The following is an 18,293-nucleotide window of genomic DNA, read 5'->3' as shown; positions in this document are numbered from 1 at the left end:
TGCGCGCAAGTTCGTAAAATCGCTGTGGTTTGCAGGAAATGTCCGACGCTCTTGTCAGGCTTATTCGTGTATACCGCAGAGGTATATTTTTTGATTTTTTCATGACTGTTAAGCAATTTTTGGGTCGGAGCAATGTAGTGCTTTGGTGCAATGTCCTTATCGGCAGTCACGTGTAGCTTCGGACGTTGTGCATCTGTGCTACTGGGTAGCAGAATGGGATGGATATATCTTTATGAGCGCTTAGAAAATAAAACTTTTTAATTTCCTGCTTCATCCTCCTCCCATTCTTGGTGGGTTTTAATTGCTTTGTTTAGCCATTCGTTAAAGTCATTGTAACTTCCGTGATATTCCCAGCCCTCTGACGCATATGCGTGGATGATCAACACTTTCGGATTGCCAGACTTATCATTTCCATCGAAGCAGGCTACGTCATCATTGGCGTTAAATTTTGCAAATGGTATTAGCTCTCTTTTTGGGTAGAGTTTTTTTAGGGTGTGATACCAGCTATTTACATCACCTTTCTCAAATGTAATGAACCACCAAGGTTCAATGTCAATAGGAGGGGACAGGCTTATAGTGTTTATAAATTTTTTTGGATATGAAAAATCCTGAGTGTTTTTTATGTCTATAAAAAAATCCATTCTTGTTCACTCAGTTTTTGCGGCTCATGGGATCATATGACGCTTTTTAAAGCGCTGGGGAGCTCTTAGCTCGATGGTTTACATCAAAAAGGGATGAATTTATCTTCATGAGCGCTTAGGAAATAAATTTGTCCCCTTTTGTAGTTTACTTTTTAAGATATTTTTCCTTAAGCTTTCTTGCTTTTTGAAGTACTTCTTCTCGGTTCTCTAGAACGTTTTTTTCGCACCAGTCTGAGATGTAGTTGATACCTTCCTCAGTTGGGAGTGTGACAAAATCGTCCATAAACTCAAAAGTAATGCCTTTGGTATTTTTCAAATTGTCTGGTAGCCCATCCTGATCCACGTCACAGTCAATGTAGACGGCAGACATTTCCATTCCGATACTTGTAGGGATCAGCAAGTCATCCAAAAGTGCAGGGAGAAAACTTGTGATTTCATATGTTTTTCGATCCCGGAAATCTGTTAGGCAATAATTTATTGTCTTCAGTTGTTTTTCAGTGACTGTTGTCATTTTAATAGGCTCTACATTGGGTGGAAGTTGGTTACCGTTGTTAGTGTGTCGTCTAAGTATATGACGAACGGTATTCCATCATGTGTGGCTTCGTAGATTCGCTGATTGTTTGCTCTTGCTGTGTTATACCCGCTGGCAGCAGCTTCCTTGCCTGCGTTATACATTCTCTCGGTAGATATGACGCTACTATCGTATACCGTCTTAGGTGAGCGGAACTCCTTCGTTCCGGTAATGTTCCCTGCATTGTCGAGCGTATTGCGTCCATACTTTATCTGAGATATTCCTGGGGTGGTCGGACTCTGAGTTTCAGAAATTACATGCAGGTTCTTGTCTGATACTGCTTGCAAAAACTCATCTCTGCTATGTGCTCCTTTGATACCCTTCGTTTTGTCATATCCATCAGCTTTTTCGAGGTGATGCTTTGCATTGTTGCTGATGGGTACTCCCTTATGGTCAGTGGTCCCAGGGGGGCAGTTATTCAGTCCCAAAGGATCCACCCACCCCGTAGGGTTAGGCGCGTACTGGTAGTTGTTCAACCCACCCGCAAGCTTGATCGGATCCGGCGTCAAAAACCGCCCAGCCCCCGGATTGTAGTAGCGATGCCGGTTGTAGTGTAAGCCCGTTTCCGCATCGAAATACTGACTCTGGAAGCGCAACGGGTTGTCGATTTCTGCAACGTCGGAGCAAAAAGGGGACAAATTTATTTTATGGCATGAAAAATAAATCTGTCCCCTTTTCTCTCGACTCTCCGGGGATTATGATTCTTTTATTTGCGTCTAGCATTTTCTTCTGAAAGGCCAAAATGAGGTGTTTTTTTTTTGAGCGCTCGGGCGATCATTTTTCTAGTTTGTTTAAAGCATTGGAAATTGCCTTGTTTAATTCTGTCCAGCTTTTTGCTTTTTCGCTGAAAGCTGGGTGCTCCCAGTCATAGGCTTTAATTAAAGAAACTCTAAATGTGCCGTTCTCACAGAATTCAGGGTACCAACCTATGTCAATAAGTTGATCATGTGGGAAGACGGCTTGGAATAGATCCTCCTTTAAGTCATCAACGATCATCGAAGTGTCAATAAGCTGGTTGAGGTGGGAGATGTCATCAAATGTGATTGTTCCGCCAAGTTCTATAATTTTTTTAGTGTCCATTCAGTTTTTCTTCGCTTTTGTGAGTTTTTTAAATGCTTCTTCGGAAATAGGGTGGCCGTGGATAGTGTTTGCGCTTAGTTCAACCCTCATGAAGCGTGTTTCTTTACCATCGTTGGCGCCAATAGTCTTGCCCATATCAATAACTTTCCAAGGCTTTCCGTTGTTAACATCTTGGCCATTTTTAAATGCATGCCGCTCGAGTGCTTCGATGTCTGTCCCAGGTAAATACCTTGCCGCGCCTCCATTTGCCGTTGATTTAACAACATTTGGCCAGGGGGCCTTGGGGGCTACGTGCTTGTTACCGTGATTCGTCCATTGAACATCAGGTGCTCCTGATGTCCCCTCATTTACCTTGGCCTTACTCGCCGGATCTTCAACCGTTCCAGGCTTGCAACTCGCTCCCCCCGGACATTCGCTATTCAACCCCAACGGATCCACCCACCCCGTAGGGTTAGGCACGTACTGGTAGTTGTTCAACCCGCCCGCAAGCTTGATCGGATCCGGCGTCAAAAACCGTCCAGTCCCCGGATTGTAGTAGCGATGCCGGTTGTAATGTAAGCCTGTCTCCGCGTCGAAGTACTGACCCTGGAAGCGCAGCGGGTTGTCGACTTCTGCAACGTCGAGGGTGGCGAGGTTGCCGTAGGCCCGGTATTTCGCCGACCACATAATCTCGCCGCTGTAGTCGGTGAGTTCCTGTGGCGTGCCGAGATGATCGAGTTGGTAATAGAAAGGTGTAGCGTTCAGCGGGCCTTCGCCATCGAGCATCGCCAATGGGCGGAAGCTGCCGGGTTCATAAATGTAAGTGCGATAGCGATTGTCGGCGCTTTCAGCGATGAGGCGTTCGCCTTGCCACAAGAATTCGGTGGTTTGACCATCGACGGTTTTGGCGATGCGTCGGCCGAAGGCGTCGTACTTGTAGTTTGCGATGCTGCCGCCGGGCAGGCTGACGCCGATCAGGCGATGTTGGCAGTCGTAGCGATACTCGGTGACGAGTTTCTGCCCGGCGCCACGACGTTCGCGGATCAGGTTGCCGTGGGCGTCGTAGTCATAATGGCGGTCGCCTTGCATCAGCAGGCGGTTGCCTTTGACGTTGGCGAGGTTCGCGGTCGGTTGGTCGCCTTGGCCCAGGAGGTTGCCCGCCGGGTCGTGGGCGAAGCTTTCCGGTGTGGTGCCACGGACGTTGATCAGGCGATCGAGCGGATCGTAATGGTAGCTGCGGTTGCCTTTGCGGCTGTCATCGATACCCGCGAGGTTGCCGTTGGCATCGTAGGCGTAGCGGCGACGGAACAGGTTGCGGTCTTGCTGACTGACGGTGTGGGCTTGCAGTCGGCCTTGTTCGTCGTACTGGTATTGGCTGAGCAGCAGGCCTTGTTGGCGCTGTTGTTCGCGACCGGCGCTGAACTGGTGGGTGGTGAGGCGCGAGCCGTTGAGGTCGATGCTGCTCAGGCGTCCGCCGGGTTGGTAGCGGTAGTCGAGTTTACTGCCGTCGGGAAGGCGGCAATGACTCAACTGGCCCAGGTTGTCGTACTCGTAACGTAAAGTGCCCCAGCCTTGGTGTTCGGTGATCAGGCGATCCTGCAGGTCGTATTCGTAGGCGAGGGGCCAGTGGCCGTCGTCGACGTTGACGAGGCGGCCTAGGGCGTCATAGCTGTAGTGAATTTCCTCGCCATCGGCCAGGGTTTTCACCAGCAAGCGGCCGGCGGCATCGCGCTGGTATTCGGTGACCAACTCACTGCCGTCTTCGCCGAATTCGGTTTTCTTCAGCAGTTGGCTGTTGAGGTCGTATTCGTAGGCAGTCCGGCGACCGTCGAACCCTATTTCCTGCTGGATCAGGCCGTTGGGGTAGTAATCGAGGTGGTAGTGCTCGCCACGTTCGTTTTCGATGTCGCTGAGCAGCAGACGCGAGTTGTCGTAGCGGTAGCGAAGTTGGCTGCCATCAGGGTTGATACGACGGCTAACCAGATGCAGACCATCGGCGTATTCGTATCGGGTGATGCGGCCCAGTTCATCGCGCTCTGCTGTGACGCGGCCATAAGGGTTGTAGGTGAACGCACGGGTTGCGCCGCCGGGCAGGGTAATTTGTGCGAGGCGGTTGGCGGCGTCCCACTGGTACTGGGTGATGGCGCCGTTTTCTTCCTGACGGGTGATCTGGCGGCCTAAGGCGTCGTAGCGGTACTTGCGCTGACCGCCGTCGGGCAGTTGCTCTTCAAGCAATTGGCCGAGGTTGTTCCAGCCCAGCTTGTGGCGACTGCCGTCCGGATGGCGGATCTCCAGCAGGCGACCCTGGCGGTCATAGCTGTAATGTGTGGAGTTGCCATCCGGGTCGATCTGCTGAGTGATATCGCCCTGATCGTTGCGTTGATACTTCCAGGTCGCCTTGCCGCGACTTACTTTGCTTACGAATCCATTGCTGTATTCGTAGCCGGTAGGTTGGTCTTCCGGTGGAACAACCGCCACCATGTGACCGGTTTCGTTGTAGTGATACTCCGTGATTGCGCCAAGCGGATCCTGTTCTGCAATCAAGCGACCCTTGTCATCGTAGGCCTTGAGGTGCTCAGCACCATCCGGGTCAATTTTGGCGATCAGTCGAGCCTGATCGTCGTGGGTGTAGATCTCTTCGCTGCCGTCCGCATTGGTGACAGTAACGCTACCCTTGTCATCCCAGGCGTAGTGCGCGTCCATCTGCGAGAAGCTTGCCCAGTGATGGATGCAGCGTGCCGATTTGCCTTCTTTTTCCCATTCCCAGTAGAAACTGGCGCCACCGGCCAGTTGGCGCTCAAGAATGACGTTCTGCTCGTCGTAGGTGTAGCGCTCGGCTTCGCCCGCCGGGTTTTTGGCTTCGATCAGGCGGTGTTGAGTGTCATAGCTATAGGTGACCAGGGTCTGGACGGTGCCCCAGGCATCTTCCAGATTGTCTGCCGGACTGAACTGCTGGTAATCGACGGCGACGATGTGTTTGCGGTCATAACGCAGGAGCAGGGCGCGACCGGCGCCATTGTCGACACGTTTGATCCGGCCGTGAATGTCGCGGGTGATGTGCAGGTGGTTGTTGTAGGTGTCGCTAATGGCGATCAGCGTCGCGCCTTTGCTGTTGTAGCGAAAATGATAGAACTGGGAACGGTCGCCAGCTTGAGTGAGGATCAGCTCGGAAGGATTCTCACCGAGGAAAATCGCCGCTTCGGACAAACTGTTGGTAATCGCCGGTCGTTGAATACTCGGCAATGGGAAGGTCGTAATGCGGTTTTCGTGGTCAGTCCAGACTACCTCGTCGCCGTTGATGTCCACCCTTTGCGCCAGTGCGTGACTCCATCCGTAGCCGAGGCCGCAATCGACTTCCGCGGCGCTGGTGCGATAGAGGCGGGTCCAACTGAATGGCAGTAGCCCTCCGAGTTCACCATCGGTCAGGGTCAACAGTTCTTCACCCGTCACCATCGAAACCGGACAGCCATTGGTGCAGGTGCTTTTGGCGCAGTTAGCACTTTTTTCGTCGGGAGTCTTGGACTGAGCGGGTGCATCGTGGTGGACTTTCGGCGTTTCTACGGTAGTCACTCGCTTCCCGTCAAAACGAACCTGTGCAATCCCTTTCTTCACCTGAGCCGTCACACCACGAGCCGCTACCGCGGTGTACTTCGCGACGTATTCCATGAAGCCTTTGATGATCTTGAACACCGACTCCACAAAGCCGGTCACGGCCTTGATGACGATTTCGCCGTACTTTTTCAAGCGCGCGGCGAGGTAGATGACACCGGTACCCTCGGCAGCAACGGTCAGCACGATCGAAATCACGATGTCGATCGCGATGCCGACTACCGCTGCCGTGGTCATTTTTGCGGCGTCACCGGCCATCTTCATCGGTGGCAAACCGGCCAGCCAGATCACGGCACTGCGTACCATCAGGAACAGAGCGGCCTCGTCGCTGGCCAGCAACATGGCCTTCTTCATGACGTCTGGCGTTTCTTTTGCCAGTGCTATCAGTTTTTGGGTTCCGGCACCGAGGTCTTTGGCAAACTTGCTCGGGTCTTGCAGGATATCGAGCACCAGGCTGATACCGTCCCAAACCCCTTTGATCGCTTCCCAACCGCCTTCAAGGATGCCGTTGCCAATTGCCGAGGCCGTTCCCAAGGCGGATATGTTCGACCATTGCGGTTTGAAACCGGCCCATTCCTTGCGCAGGAAACCTTCCAGTTGACCGGTCAGGCCTTCATAGGATTTGAACAAGGTATCGATCTGAGCCGGCGTCACTTCGTGGTGAACACGGATCTTGTAGAACTTGCCGGGAACACCCTCCGTCCAGCTGGCTTTGCCCTGGGCGTCGAGTTTGACTTTGCTGACTGCGCCGCCTTCCACCGCAACGATTTCAACTTCGATGTCACCCAATGGGATGTCATACACCGATTCGAATTTGCTCTCGATCAGCAGTGGCCCCTTGAGCGGGCACTGGGCAACGTTCGAGGCGAAGTCGCCATCGGTCATGCTCACCGATTTGCTGGTGTTACCGACCTTTATCACGCGCTCCATGCCCAGCAGGGAGGGCAGGTCTGCGGCTCGACTGCCTTTGTCGGCGGCTTTCGCGTACCAGGTTTTGGTCTGTTCTTGATACAGCTTCAAGCTGTCCTTGAACGTGCTCAGTTGGTTGTCAACGTAGGCAACGCGATCCATCAGCCTTGCTCCAGAATCAGGTGGTTTAACAGTGCTTCATTCAGGTTTTTCGGAGCATCGGGCCGGCGCACGAAACGTGCGATTTTCAGCTTCAGATTGCTCTCGGGGTAAGCGGCGTAGATGTCTGGACGTTCCTCTTCCAGCCATTGCATCAGGTTGCCGATCAGGGTCGACGGGTTTTGCTTCGCCAAGCTGTCGAGCAGTTTCTGCGGCACCTCCCACCACGGCCAGTCTTTCGCCGGCGGCACCACCCTCGGCCCCACCTCCAGGCTCTTCCCATTAATCAGATACCGATCAAACACCGGCAGCACCTCACCGGCGGCATCGCCGAGGCCTTCCAGAATCGGGTAGATATGCCGCCCATCCCAGAACCGGAAAAACACTTCGGTCCCATTCGGCATGCGCACTTGAGTCAGGCTGCGCAGATGTTCGAACACCACATCCGGCGCACTGGTGGATACCGCCAGCCAGCCCCAGTCTTGAGCATCGGTTTCGGCAATCCACGGCAGAAAACTTGAGTTGGGTTTCAGCTCGATGAGGTAGGGCATCACCGGCTGCCAAGCCGCGTAAGGTGTGCCGCCCCAAATCGGGGTCGCCTGGGTTGTGGGTTCGTTTTGGTAAAGCGACTTGAGCGCTTCGGCATCACTGGCGGCGCTGATGATCAGGTAGAGGCGTTCACCCGGCAGTAGCGGGGTTTCGGATAACCAGACCTGTGGATTGGTGTTTTCAGATGTCACAACAGCCGTCCTTGATGAGTGAATCTAAAAACTCATATCAGCTTCAATATTTTCTTCGTAAGTCGAGAGCGATTTCATAATGCTTTCGTTTCCGGAGTATTTTTCTTTCAGCTGCTTCAGTTTTTGATCTGTGCCCTTGCAGTATTTATTGATGTCGCTGATGAGACGATTGAGGTTGTCCGGATCTGCGGGGTCCGGCTCAGGAATATCTCCGCGCAGAGAATCACAGTTGTCTCTACTTTTTATGTAGTCGGAGACGTCGGCGGGCACTGTGCCATTGCTTTCGGCTGCACAAGAAAGCAGCGGGAGGGCCAGCGCGATAAGCAAGAAATAACGTGTGATTGTGTACATTTTAATGCCCATCATTTGACCAGTGAGGTTTGTCACTATTGCCCCCAACAAATTTGATCACGCCATAAGTGGCCCCTACGGTATGAAGCTCACTGTTCATCCCGGTTTTGGGATCTGAGCTTATAGCGACCGCTGTCCCTGAGGCATTATTTATCGTTAAGGTCCCGGTCCAGCTGATATTCATGTCGATCGCGAGTTTTTGGGTGTGCCGTGAGTTAAGCGCCGGGGCGACGTTCAGTCCGCTGATTCCGTAGCCATTCACCATGGCCCTGGCTGCTTGTACAGAGGCCTGTTGATCAAACGCGCCAGACTCGGAAGTATGGGCCCATTGGATTTTTATAACGTCACCTGGATAGCTGGGAACCTGTTGCGGGTCGAACCCTGTCTTAACTATTTTCCACGACCAGTGCATTAAGTAAGCTCTTTCCGGTGGTCGGTATGTCGCGGAAATATGCACAGTCGCGCCGGCAGCCTTTACTACATCAAGGAACTTTGTCACTGCCTCGCGAAAGGGCGAGTTAAGTGAGGTGAGATTCGCGCTGCCTGGGAATCTTGCTACCCATTGAGCACCACTGGGTTCATCCGCTGAAACACTAACAGCCACAGGCGTCTGATCCGCAGTCGGAGTGAGTGTCGCTTGTACTGTCGCCATAATAGGGGGCCTCGAGAGTGGCTTTTTCTGGTTTGTTGGATGCAACCTTTTGGGTCATTCCTTTGCTGTCAGTAACGCCCTTAACAATACGTCCAGATTCAAGCTTTATTTGGTAGGGAATATTCGGCTTCGGTTTACCAGTGGTTTCATCATTTACGATGAAAACCAAATCATGGGTGGTCTTTTCTATGTCGCATACACCCGCCTTACACCTCTCGCACTCTTCACAGAACGGCGCATTGCGCTTCAGCGTATTAATCTGCGCCGGCGTCAGTACCGCGCCAGCCTTGTCCGCATCAGCCTGTTTCAGTGCGCCGGGCATCAGCGGTGCCGCCCCGGTTCCGCTGCCGGGGCTGCCGCCGGAGTTCATGTTGATCACCGGGCCGCTCAGCGTCACGCCGCTGGCGTCGATCTTGATGAAGCTGCCGCCGCCCTTGAGGGTGAGTTCGCTGCCGGCTTCGAGCACGACTTTCATGCCGCTGCTCAGGTGGATTTCCTGGCCGGCTTCGATGAATTGGCCGGTGCCGACCTTGATGTGCTGGTTGACGCCCACGGTGAGGTGGTCGTTGGCGCGGGCTTCGACTTTGCGATCGGCATAGACGGTGTGGTGTTCTTCGGCCTTGAATTCGCTGTAGCTGTTTTGCTCAACGGTGTCGTGGCGTTCGTTGCCGACGCGGATTTTCTGGTCGTGCTCGACGTTTTCGTCCCAGTCGCGCTGGGCGTGCAGGAAGATCTGTTCCTGGCCCTTTTTGTCTTCGATGCGCAGCTCGTTAAATCCGCCGCCGCCCGGAGAGCTCAGGGTTTTGAAGGTGCTGCGGGTCTTGTTCGCCGGCAGGGCGTACGGGACGACGTTTTCCTTGTGGAACAGGCAGCCGCTGATCAGCGGTTGGTCGGGGTCGCCTTCGAGGAAGCTGACCAGCACTTCCATGCCAATGCGTGGAATGGCGATGCCGCCGTAATGGGCGCCGGCCCAGGCGGAGGAGACGCGCAGCCAGCAGCTGGTCTTGTCGTCGGCCTGACCTTCGCGGTCCCAATGGAATTGCACTTTGACGCGACCGTATTGGTCACAGTGGATCTCTTCACCCTTGGGGCCGGTAACCACGGCGCTCTGACTGCCGAGGATCCGTGGCTTGGGGTGGTTCAGCGGCGGGCGGTTCGGCACGTCCCACGGGGTAGCCTGGAAGCGGTTGCGGTAGCCCTGGTGGAAATCGTCTTTGAGGTCGGTGGTGCTGCTGGTCACCGACTCTTCGAGCACTTGCGGCTGTTTGCCTTCGTGGAGGATTTCGGTCAGCAGCCACAGGTCGTTCCACTTGGCCTTGGGGTGTTGGGTCAGGGCCAGGAAGTGGCCGCTGACCAGCAACGGCTGATCGCTTCGGCCTTCGGCCAACTGGAAGTCGCTGCGGTGACGTTCGAGGGCGCGTTTGGCCAGGTGCTTGCCGCGTTCGCGGTCGATGAAGCGACCGGGGTAGTCGTAGTCTTCGAGGTCGGGCAGGGCGTCGCCACGGTTCTCGCTTTCCAGTTTCAGGCGCGGTTTTTCGAAGTCGTAATCGCGGCGGGTGGTGCGGCTGGTGCGGGTTTCCAGGCGCAGGTCGAAGCGCTTGATCACCGGGTCGTTGGCGACCATGCCGGAGTCTTGCTGATAGGCCACGGGCGCGAGTTTCGGGAACACCGTCTGGTCATCGCCGAACACCAGCTTGTGGGCCGTGGCGCTGTGCTGGAAGTGGTAATGGATACCTTCTTCCTCGCACAGGCGCTGAATGAATTGCAGGTCCGATTCATCGTATTGAACGCAGTAAATGCGCTCGGGATAAATCGCCCCGACTTTGAATTCGTAGGCATTGCCTTGGATGCCGTGCTCTTCGAGGACCATGCCGATGATTTTCGGCACGGTGAGGTTCTGGAAGATGCGTTGGTTGATGCGGTGCGCCAGGTAGGACAGCTGCGGGCGCAGGGTCACAGCGTAGCGGGTCAGGCGTTTGCCCGAATCGCCCTGGGCGGCGCGGTAGATCTGGCCATGAATGCCGCTGCCGTCAGGCGAGAGCTGCAAGAAGGCCGGTTTGTGCAATAGCGTTTCGAGGTCCAGGGATGGCTGCTCACTGACCAGCTCCACCTCAAACACAAAAGGTTGGCTGATGGCTTCCCGACCTTGCAGGGCAAGGACCTGGAGATCGTTTTCCAGACCTTCGACAGTCAGGGCAAAGTGAGTCTGATTGGCCGGCGCGAACATCCCTTGTTCCTCGTGCAGTGCTGCGGCGCGCGTTGACACCCGAGAGCCGGATCAACGGACGCGAAAATTCCTGGAAGGCGCAAATGACATCGACCAGCAGAGCTGGCCGATGTTTGGAACCGTCAGCCGCGATTAAGCGACTGGAACACGCCAGTCATCGGAACCCGAAGTACCGGATACTTCGTGGGTCCAGGTGATTTTGCGGTAGGTGAACTGCACTTCTTCCAGGTGCGTGAAGTGCGAGTTCGACGGATCCTGGCAGTTGTGCATTTTGTTGTTGATGGCAACGATGATCGCGTCTTCCAGTTTGGTGGTGTAGTAGTGCTCTTGGGTACCTTGAGCCGAAGTGCGGTACCACTGGATAACGATTTCGCTCATGCGCTCGCCGGAAGTCAGGGCGGCTTGCAGCAGTGGCGAAGACTTGTCGTAGACCTTGGTGATCACGACTGGCTTGTGTACACGCTGACCGGTCGGTTGGCCGGACTGTGGGTCACGCGGGATGATCACGTCGTGGCTGAAAGCCTGAACCATGACCTGGTCTTCGTGGCCTTCCTGGTAGGTGTTGCCAACGGAGTCGGCGGTGAAGGCGCCGGCAGTGATCAGGCCTTGTTTTTCGCCGGTAACGGACATGTACGCTGGTGTAGCCATGGATGTGCTCCTTGCTAAAAGTTAGGGTGCCCGGGAGGCGGTATCGCCCGGTGGGTGCCTGACTGTTATCAAGGAGCGTGCCATAAATGTTTTTTGTCATATAAATCAGGTAGTTGAGGGTATTTTTCAAACGTGGAGAGGTTGTTCGGCAGCGATCACCTGAAAAAGTGCGCAACTTCTTGCGCAGTGGTGCGCAAGAAGTTGCGCACTCGGCTGGAGGGCTTGATCCACCTGGCGTTCAGCGATGTTGAGGTGTATTTGGGACGAATAACTGCGCAAGAAGTTGCGCATCAAGGCTATGAGCGATCATCCCGATAGACCCAGCCGTCTGTCCGGGCAATTCCAGTGGCGATGGAATTTTTTTCCGGACCTGTCGCTCTGCTGATGTAGAGACGTGCCGATTCAACGTCCGCCAGCGAGCACCCGGTAAGCCATGAACAAGACCCTGGACGATTACAACCGCATGCGTGACTTTGTGGCGACTCCGGAACCGGCCGCCGCCAAGCGTTCGGGCAAAAAAGCGGTGAAGGATCATGCGCTGCAATTCTGCATTCAGAAACATGACGCCTCGCACCTGCACTATGACTTTCGCCTGGAGCTCGATGGCGCGCTGAAAAGTTGGGCCGTGCCGAAAGGCCCGTCGCTGGACCCCAAGGTCAAGCGCCTGGCAATCCACGTCGAAGACCATCCGCTCGATTACGCCACGTTCGAGGGCACCATTCCCGAAGGGCATTACGGCGCCGGCGAGGTGATCGTTTGGGACCGTGGGGTGTGGATTCCCCAGGACGACCCGGCCAAGGCGTACGCCAAGGGCCGGCTGAAATTCGAGTTGCAAGGGGAGAAGCTCGGCGGCCTGTGGAACCTCGTGCGCACGCACATGCCGGGCAAGCAGGAGCAATGGTTTCTGATCAAGCATCAGGACGGCGCGGCCAGGCCCGAAAGCGATTACGACGTGGTCGCCGCCGAGCCCGACAGCGTACTCAGCGATCGCACCATTGTCGCCAAATCGAAACCCAGTCCCGTAAAAAAGCCAGCGGCGAGGGCGCGCAGAGAGCGTTCATCACAGCTGAAAGGCGCTCGTAAAGCCAGACTGCCGGAGCTGCTCAAACCCGAATTGGCGACACTGGTGGAGTCCGCGCCGGACGGCGAATGGAGCTATGAGATCAAGTTCGACGGCTACCGGGTCATGGCGCGCATCGACCACGATGAGGTCAAACTCTTCACCCGCAACGGTCACGACTGGACTCACAAATTGCCGGAGCAGGCTGCAGCGCTAGCGGCGTTGGGCTTGGAATCGGCCTGGCTCGACGGCGAAATGGTGGTGGCGGACGAGCAGGGTGTTCCGGACTTTCAGGCGCTGCAGAACGCCTTCGATGCCGGTCGTAGTGCCAGCATCGTTTACTACCTGTTCGATTTGCCTTACCTCAACGGCGTGGACCTGCGCGAAGTTCCTGTCGAAGCGCGCAGGGCGGCGCTGGCGACTGTGCTCAAGCCCAATGAAAACCCTCTGTTGCGGTTCTCCGACACGTTCAACGAGTCCCCGGAGGCGTTACTCGACAGCGTCTGCAAAATGCACATGGAAGGGTTGATTGGCAAACGCCTGGGCTCGCCTTACGTGTCCCGGCGCAGCAGTGACTGGATCAAACTAAAGTGCAAGCATCGGCAGGAATTCATCGTGGTCGGCTTCACCGATCCCAAAGGCTCGCGCAGTGCCTTTGGCGCGTTGCTGCTGGGGCTGCACGACCGTGACAGCGGGGAATTGCGCTATGCGGGCAAGGTCGGCACCGGATTCAGCGAGGCGAGCCTCAAGCGTCTTTACGAACAACTGAAACCGCTGCAGGCGAAAAAGCCCTCGGTGGTCAACCCGCCCACCGGTGTTGAAGCCAAGGGTGTGCATTGGCTCAAACCCGTTTTGCTGGCGGAAGTGGCCTTCGCCGAGATGACCAAGGACGGCTCGGTGCGCCAGGCCGTGTTCCATGGGCTGCGCGAGGACAAGCCTGCCGCCGACATCACCGAGGAGCGTCCGACAACCGTGAAAACCTCAAGCACTAAAACTGAAACCTCCCAAGCGGCACCGTCACAAGTCGGCCTGGAGCAGGGCAAGGTGCGCATCACGCATCCGGATCGGGTGATCGATGCCCGCAGCGGCACCACCAAGATGCAATTGGCGGAGTATTACGCCAGTGTCGCCGAGTGGATTCTGCCGCAACTCAAGGACCGGCCGGTGGCGCTGGTGCGCGCACCGGACGGCATCGCCGGCGAACTGTTTTTTCAGAAGAACGCCGAGAATCTGGCCATACCCGGCATTGTCACTCTGGACAAGGCACTGACCGGCCAACCGATGATGGTCATCAACAATGCCGAAGCCCTGATTGGCGCAGTGCAGATGAGCACCGTGGAGCTGCACACCTGGAACGCCACGTCGGTCGATCTGCACAAGCCCGACCGCTTCGTCCTCGACCTCGACCCGGATCCGGCGTTGCCCTGGAGGAGCATGGTCGAAGCGACCCGGCTGATCCTCACGGTGCTGGATGAGCTGGGGCTCAAGGCGTTTCTCAAGACCAGCGGCGGCAAGGGGATTCACCTGGTCGTACCGCTGACCCGCAAACACGGTTGGGACGAGGTCAAGGACTTCAGCCATGCGATTGTCAGTCACATGGCCAAGCTGCTGCCGGAACGATTTTCCGCAGTGTCGGGGCCGAAAAACCGGGTTGGGCGCATCTTCATCGATTACCTGCGCAACGGTCTCGGCGCCACCACGATCTGCGCTTATGCCGTACGCAGCCGCGAAGGGTTGCCAGTGTCGGTACCGATCTTTCGCGAAGAAGTGGCTGAGCTCAAGGGCGCCAATCAATGGAACCTGCATACCGTGCATGAGCGCCTGGCCGAGGTGGGCGATGAACCCTGGGCCGACCTGAAGAAAACCCGGCAGACGATTACCGCCGAGATGCGGCGACGGATCGGGATGTAGGAGCCAGGCTTGCCGGCGAAGGCGTCCTTAAGAGCGCCTTCGCCGGCAAGCCTGGCTCCTACGAAAAGCTTGCATTGGGCGGCGAGGGGCACCCGCCGCCTCGACAACTATTGCTTGCCCACTGCGGCAGCGAGCAGCGGCGCCACCTGTTCATCGGTCAATGCGGCGTGGACTTCCATGTTCATGAGGTCGCTCCATTCCAGCACCCACTTCTGAATCGCCACTGGATCACTGGCCTCGGCAATGCCCACGCCGCTGGAGCCGCCGACGGCATGCCAGCGCCCCAGCATTTTGACGCCTGCGGGTGGGGCGCCACCGGTCTTGAGAAAACGTTCGATCGCGCTGTTACGTTGCTGCGGACTGATGGACCAACGGACCATGAATAACATCTGCCACCTCCTGCTACGGACTGGCACCTTTGATCTTCGCGTTCCTGGCTGGCGCCGGGGCCACGGTCACGCCTGAGTTTCCAGCTGCGTCCTGGCTGGCCTGAAACCTGTTCTCCCATGAGAAGGCATAGCAGCGGACCGTGTCGCGTGTACGACCGCTGATCCTGTTTCAGGGCATTCGAACGAACGTATCGGGATAACGGTGCAAGCCATCAGGCATCACGCAACAAGTCGTTGGCATTGAGCAGCTCGTAGGCAACTTCCGGATGCTTCTCCAGCCCTCGGCGAATGGCCGCCGGGATCGACTGACGGGTTTTGCGGCACAGGCCCGGCAGTTCGCCCAAGGTGATATTGATACCGCGCATGGTGCGCACTTCATTGACGCCCGGAGCGATCTCCACGCGCAGACCCAACTGCTCATACATTCGCCGTTGCAGACGTTCCAGGTCGCTCAGGCTCTGGAGGTTTTCCAGGCGTTCGATCAGGCGTTTCTCTTCCGACTGGGTCAGGCTCAGGATGCGCAGGTCCGTGCCGGGGGTTTCCAACAGCTGCTCACGTTCGCAGATGCAAGCACCGGGAGGGCAGGGTTGGCGGATCGGAAGAGAGGTCGTCATGGGGTTCAATCATAGAGCGCTATGATCGGGTTTGCCCATGGGGTTGTTGTGGCGTTGAGAGTGGTGTTTTCCGTCGATGCAACACGCCGCCTGTTTACACAGTGTCTAGTGTGTTGCATCGACCGGTTGAATCTATTTTATCTGCACAATCACCGGACCTTCCGTCACGATCGGCGGTTTCACTTGAATATGCGAAGCATTTTTCTGAATCCATTCGCGCGCCACTTTCAAGCTTGCATCGGTGCCGGTCTTGTCTTTGCAAACCGTCACTGCCGTGCCGCCATCACCCGTGTTGAGCAGTGTGTAGCTTTCGATGCCAGGCACTGTCCGCAGGGCCGCTTCGACATCGGCATTGCGCTTTTCCAGAAACTCGAAAAGCTCCTTTGCGCCAGCACCCAGGTAGGTTCTTATAACTGCATACATAGTCGTCTCCTTCGGGAGTACCGTCTTGATGCCAATCCAGACCCGCTGATGGCCGCCATCACTCCGATATCAGTTCACCCCCGATTTATTCAGCTTAGCCAAACGTCGGTGACAAGCGAAATGTAACGACCATCGGCGAAATTTGACCGGATGGGCGACCGTCGTTGGGCGGATTTACCTCTCTGTCGGTTCTTAGGGGCTTTACTTCTAGTCAGGCCCTGTATGTACAGAGAGGAGAGCACAATGAGCAACGAACAGGCGGCACCCGAAACGCAAGGTGTTACGGTGAAGTTACTGGCAACGGTTGACCTTGGCCCCGAGATCGAAGGCATGGCAGGGCGCCAACTTAGAATGCGCATGGTGACCATCGAGCCTGGAGGCGTCTTCGGGCCGGTTCACAACCATAAAGACAGACCCGGCACCGTTTACATACTGCAAGGAACCATCACCGACCATCGAAATGGCGTCGCCACGGACTATGGGCCGGGCGTGGGTTGGCCCGAGGACAGGAACACCACGCACTGGCTTGAGAACCGGGGCACGATCGCTGCGGTGGAGATCTCGGTCGATATTGTCAGGCAGGAGTAAGTTCAGGTCAGACACCCAGCACGGTCGGAACTAGAGTCGATTCAATCCGCTAACGGGGCTCCATAATCCGTAGTACCGGGTGCCCGTCGATATCCTTGAGCGGAAAATACGAGCGGTGTGTCGCGGCATCCACGGCAACGACATGCGCACGCGGGCCTACGCTGCCATTGCCGATTTTCGTGACCACTGCTCCCTTGACGTGGAACATCGACACAATGCCAGCCTCTCCAGCGACATAAAGTGTGTTCAGCACTGGATCGAACGCAAGCACATCGGGGGCTCCCCCGGTATCGAACGCCTGGATAACCCGCATGGTGTGCATGTCCAGTACGAGGAGCTTGTCATTACCTTCGCACGCGATAAAGGCAAGCCGGTCACGCGGATTGATCAACAGGCCATGGTTGCCACGTGCCCCCGGCAGATCAATGCGCGCCACGATGTGGTCGGTCACGGGATCGATTTCGATAAGTTGCCGACGAGTCTGGATATTGACGAAGACGTGTCGTGATATGGGGTCATATTGTGTATTGCCGACTTCACCTCCCAGTGGAATTGTCGCAACACGAGTGTTCGTGTCCACGTCGATCACCGTTTCGGTCTCGCCGTTTTCGTTCGATACGTAAAGCTTGTGAAGGTCAGGCACATAAGCCATGCCGTCTGGATAGATGCCGCCCGGTATGCGACTGACAATTGCCAGGGTCGCTTCGTCTATCGCAACGATTTCGTTCGTACCCGTCGCCGAAGCGTAGACGCGTGACAACTCAGGAATAACGAGCACGCCGTGTACCGACGAGACGTTCGCAATGCGCCCGACAACGCGGGACTCGCGCATGTCAAAGGCGATAACTTCACCGTCACCAAGATGAGCGATGAACATCAGGTTGCGCTCTGGATCGTAGCTCTCGTAGTCGAGCCGAGTGGCGCCACCGGGCAATGGAATGTCGGCGACGTGCTTCAGAGGCAGGTCGTTAGCCGGCAACTCGTCGGCGGCCTGACAGTAGCGAAGGCTTGCGAAGTCCATGACGGCTAGCGCAGTCAGCAGGATCGCGAAGACTGGCAGAGTGAAACGTCGATTGTCTCGTATGTTCATGAGGTCTTCTTCTGCTCGGACAAGGCGGGTTCAACCGCCTCGCCCAAGTCTCAGCAATGCGCAGATCAGAATGAGCAGTGTTTCACTGATCATGAGCCCAGTTCCGGGCTGGACCGCCGTGTGGACGCCTCTCACATCTGAGGAGGCCAATTATGCGACTCGCCCTGACATTCCTTGCACCAGGCATACAGGGCGTCATACAGGATCAAACCATGTGCCAGCATTTCGTGGTCATCGGCATAACTATGCGATAGTCCCAGCGAAATCGCATAGAGCCCAGCCGATTGCGGTGTCAGATCCAGGCGGGAGGTATCTGCTCCGCGCACGATTTTGGCCAACTGCTGCAAGGCAGGATCACTGAGGTGGTACTTCTTCAGAAACGCATCAAAGCTGCACAGCTCTCCTTCGTGGGTAAGCTCAACACCCGGAATGTCATAAGGCGTTGCGTCTTTCTCTGCGGCCACCGGCAAAACCTCTCTGCTGGGCACGTACAAGAACTCGGCCTCAGGGTCGATAAAACGGGTGATCAGCCAGGGACAGGCAATGCGATCAATTTTGGGTCGTTCACGGGTAATCCACCTCATGGAACACCTCCTGCCTAACTCAGTAGGCTGGGTAATCTGGCAGGCCCGGTGCCCGCCAGAAAATAGTT

The 18,293-nt window shown here is 56.0% G+C and carries 15 protein-coding genes and 1 pseudogene; 2 read left to right on the top strand and 14 right to left on the bottom strand.

What is annotated here, in order from left to right; genetic code table 11:
- Positions 1-257 precede the first annotated feature (257 nt).
- The 9 genes and pseudogenes from F475_RS12550 to F475_RS12505 all read right to left on the bottom strand — a co-directional run bounded on the left by F475_RS12550 (position 258) and on the right by F475_RS12505 (position 11,566).
- Complete coding sequence (locus F475_RS12550; protein WP_111454034.1) at positions 258-641, bottom strand: SMI1/KNR4 family protein; 384 nt, start codon at positions 639-641, stop codon at positions 258-260.
- 145 nt (positions 642-786) lie between these two features.
- Positions 787-1,152, bottom strand: coding sequence for a hypothetical protein (locus F475_RS12545; protein WP_111454033.1), 366 nt, complete (start codon positions 1,150-1,152; stop codon positions 787-789).
- A gap of 11 nt (positions 1,153-1,163) precedes the next feature.
- A pseudogene (locus tag F475_RS12540) lies at positions 1,164-1,832 on the bottom strand (RHS repeat-associated core domain-containing protein); the annotation flags it as partial.
- Between the two features lie 154 nt (positions 1,833-1,986).
- Positions 1,987-2,292 carry a hypothetical protein gene (locus F475_RS12535; RefSeq protein ID WP_111454032.1) on the bottom strand — a complete coding sequence of 102 codons (306 nt, stop codon included), beginning with the start codon at positions 2,290-2,292 and terminating at the stop codon, positions 1,987-1,989.
- Complete coding sequence (locus tag F475_RS12530; protein WP_111454031.1) at positions 2,293-6,951, bottom strand: RHS repeat-associated core domain-containing protein; 4,659 nt, start codon at positions 6,949-6,951, stop codon at positions 2,293-2,295.
- The gene (locus F475_RS12525) at positions 6,951-7,688 is read right to left on the bottom strand and encodes a DUF4123 domain-containing protein (RefSeq protein ID WP_111454030.1); all 738 of its coding nucleotides are present in this window, start codon (positions 7,686-7,688) and stop codon (positions 6,951-6,953) included. The genes F475_RS12530 and F475_RS12525 overlap by 1 nt, the downstream gene beginning before the upstream one ends.
- A gap of 24 nt (positions 7,689-7,712) precedes the next feature.
- Positions 7,713-8,075: a hypothetical protein gene (locus F475_RS12520; RefSeq protein WP_230139371.1), complete on the bottom strand. Its 363-nt coding sequence runs from the start codon at positions 8,073-8,075 to the stop codon at positions 7,713-7,715.
- 557 nt (positions 8,076-8,632) lie between these two features.
- Positions 8,633-10,918 carry a type VI secretion system tip protein TssI/VgrG gene (gene tssI, locus F475_RS12510; RefSeq protein ID WP_111454028.1) on the bottom strand — a complete coding sequence of 762 codons (2,286 nt, stop codon included), beginning with the start codon at positions 10,916-10,918 and terminating at the stop codon, positions 8,633-8,635.
- A 132-nt stretch (positions 10,919-11,050) separates the two neighbouring features.
- Complete coding sequence (locus F475_RS12505) at positions 11,051-11,566, bottom strand: Hcp family type VI secretion system effector (RefSeq protein WP_007900657.1); 516 nt, start codon at positions 11,564-11,566, stop codon at positions 11,051-11,053.
- Positions 11,567-11,999: 433 nt separating this feature from the next.
- On the opposite strand from F475_RS12505, the gene ligD reads away from it, so the two are divergent.
- Positions 12,000-14,537, top strand: coding sequence for a DNA ligase D (gene ligD / locus F475_RS12500; RefSeq protein WP_111454027.1), 2,538 nt, complete (start codon positions 12,000-12,002; stop codon positions 14,535-14,537).
- Between the two features lie 107 nt (positions 14,538-14,644).
- On the opposite strand, the gene F475_RS12495 is transcribed toward ligD, so the two are convergent.
- The 3 genes from F475_RS12495 to F475_RS12485 all read right to left on the bottom strand — a co-directional run bounded on the left by F475_RS12495 (position 14,645) and on the right by F475_RS12485 (position 15,963).
- Entirely contained in the window at positions 14,645-14,926 is a 282-nt protein-coding gene (locus F475_RS12495; RefSeq protein WP_018925598.1) for a DUF3303 domain-containing protein, read from the bottom strand.
- A gap of 212 nt (positions 14,927-15,138) precedes the next feature.
- The gene (locus F475_RS12490; protein ID WP_018925599.1) at positions 15,139-15,540 is read right to left on the bottom strand and encodes a hypothetical protein; all 402 of its coding nucleotides are present in this window, start codon (positions 15,538-15,540) and stop codon (positions 15,139-15,141) included.
- A 132-nt stretch (positions 15,541-15,672) separates the two neighbouring features.
- Positions 15,673-15,963 (bottom strand): hypothetical protein, encoded by a 291-nt coding sequence (locus tag F475_RS12485; protein WP_111454026.1) that lies wholly within the window; start codon positions 15,961-15,963, stop codon positions 15,673-15,675.
- Positions 15,964-16,206: 243 nt separating this feature from the next.
- On the opposite strand from F475_RS12485, the gene F475_RS12480 reads away from it, so the two are divergent.
- Entirely contained in the window at positions 16,207-16,551 is a 345-nt protein-coding gene (locus F475_RS12480) for a cupin domain-containing protein (protein ID WP_064618713.1), read from the top strand.
- Positions 16,552-16,600: 49 nt separating this feature from the next.
- On the opposite strand, the gene F475_RS12475 is transcribed toward F475_RS12480, so the two are convergent.
- The gene (locus F475_RS12475; RefSeq protein ID WP_064618711.1) at positions 16,601-17,641 is read right to left on the bottom strand and encodes a YncE family protein; all 1,041 of its coding nucleotides are present in this window, start codon (positions 17,639-17,641) and stop codon (positions 16,601-16,603) included.
- Positions 17,642-17,772: 131 nt separating this feature from the next.
- Positions 17,773-18,225, bottom strand: a complete 453-nt coding sequence (locus F475_RS12470) for a chromate resistance protein ChrB domain-containing protein (RefSeq protein WP_111454025.1) — start codon at positions 18,223-18,225, stop codon at positions 17,773-17,775.
- Between the last annotated feature and the right edge of the window lie 68 nt (positions 18,226-18,293).

This window comes from Pseudomonas sp. URMO17WK12:I6, assembly GCF_003253625.1.
GTDB lineage: Bacteria > Pseudomonadota > Gammaproteobacteria > Pseudomonadales > Pseudomonadaceae > Aquipseudomonas.
Note: the sequence above shows the minus strand (reverse complement) of the source record. Positions and strands in the feature narration are given on the sequence as shown.